Source organism: Jeotgalibaca caeni (assembly GCF_028863945.1).
GTDB lineage: Bacteria > Bacillota > Bacilli > Lactobacillales > Aerococcaceae > Jeotgalibaca > Jeotgalibaca caeni.
In genome coordinates, this window is sequence record NZ_JARBEA010000126.1 from 1 (window position 1) to 1572 (window position 1572).

A 1572-nucleotide genomic window follows, 5' to 3' on the forward strand; every position below is an offset into this window, starting at 1 on the left:
GGTCCACTGGTGCAGGGCTTTTTTATAAAGGAGAGAAGTGGTATGAGTGATTCATTGTTTCAATTAGAGAAGGTTGGTTTTCAGGCAAACGGAAACCAAATCCTTCAAGATATCTCTTTTACAGTAAACAAAGGGGAAGTGATTGTTTTTTCTGGTCCTTCTGGAAGTGGAAAAAGTACCCTTTTGAAATTAATTGGTACGCTGCTTTCCCCAACTTCCGGAAAAATTTATTATCGAGGTACGGATCTGCAAAAAATCGATCCTGTGGAGTATAGAAAAGAAGTCTCTTATTTCTTTCAAAACGCTTCTCTATTCGATGAGACAGTTCAAGAGAACTTGTCTTTTCCTGCCCGCATAAGAGAAGAAGGATTTGATCGGGAACGTGCAAAAAAATTGTTAGAACGAGTTCAAATACCTGAAACTTACTTATCGAAAGAGGTCAAGGAACTATCAGGAGGGGAAAAACAACGGGTTGCATTGGTCCGAAATTTGATGTATCAACCGAAAGTGTTGCTCCTGGATGAAGTTACCAGTTCATTGGACCAAGAAAACAGAGCGATTGTCCTTGATTTAGTCCGAGACATGATGAAAGACCAACAAACTACGGTGTTGGCCGTCACTCACAACCAGGAAGAAATCGACCAAGCTTCTCGTCTGATTACTATCAAAGGTGGAAAAATGGAGGAATCGAAATGACAAACAATTTGGAAATCAGTAATCTTTCTTTGCTTTTATCCTCTGTCCTCTTGATAGTTGCCTTGTTGATTGATTACAAAGAGAAATTGGGATTAGGAAACGACATTTTTATTGCGGGAATTCGCGCTGTCGTTCAATTATTCCTTATTGGATATGTATTGAGCTACGTATTACGAGTGGATAACAACTTTCTCACTTTAGCGATGGTTTTGTTCATTGTTTTCAACGCTTCTTATAACGCCCATACACGCAGTGAGGGGATCAACCGCTCTTTTAAAATTTCAACGACGGCTATTGGAGTAGGAACAGCCTTGTCCTTACTCATTCTTGTTTTTTCAGGAGTCATTGACTGGTCCCCTTCCCAAATCGTTCCAATTACAGGCATGATTGCCAGCAACGCCATGACTGCGATTGGAGTGACCTATCGGTCTTTGAATTCAAAATTTACGGACCAACGCCAACAGGTATTGGAAAAATTGGCATTGGGAGCCAATAAAAAACAAGCGTCCATGAGTATTGTAAGAGAAAGCGTCAAAACGGGCATGGCTCCTTCTATTGACCGAACAAAAACGGTTGGACTTGTCAGCCTACCAGGTATGATGTCAGGGTTGATTTTTGCGGGAATTGATCCTGTTCAAGCGATTCGTTACCAAATTGTTGTGATGTTTATGTTGATTTCAGTTACTGCGATTTCTTCGTTTATTGCTAGTTATATGGCTTACCGTGAGTTTTATAACAATCGCAGTCAATTAATTATATGATTTGGGATGATACACTACTCTTAAAACCAGTGGTTACAATTTTATGTAGTTAAAAGAAGACCTCACGAGAATAATTGCAAAAAGAACTTCATTTTTTAAGGAAGAAGGATATTTT

2 protein-coding genes are annotated in these 1572 nt (G+C 39.4%); both read left to right on the top strand.

All coding sequences use genetic code 11. The features are described from left to right. Positions 1-42: 42 nt before the first annotated feature. Positions 43-696 carry an ABC transporter ATP-binding protein gene (locus PVE40_RS12710; protein ID WP_002307505.1) on the top strand — a complete coding sequence of 218 codons (654 nt, stop codon included), beginning with the start codon at positions 43-45 and terminating at the stop codon, positions 694-696. Then, positions 693-1457, top strand: coding sequence for an ABC transporter permease (locus PVE40_RS12715; protein ID WP_002318452.1), 765 nt, complete (start codon positions 693-695; stop codon positions 1455-1457). The genes PVE40_RS12710 and PVE40_RS12715 overlap by 4 nt, the downstream gene beginning before the upstream one ends. Positions 1458-1572 lie beyond the last annotated feature (115 nt).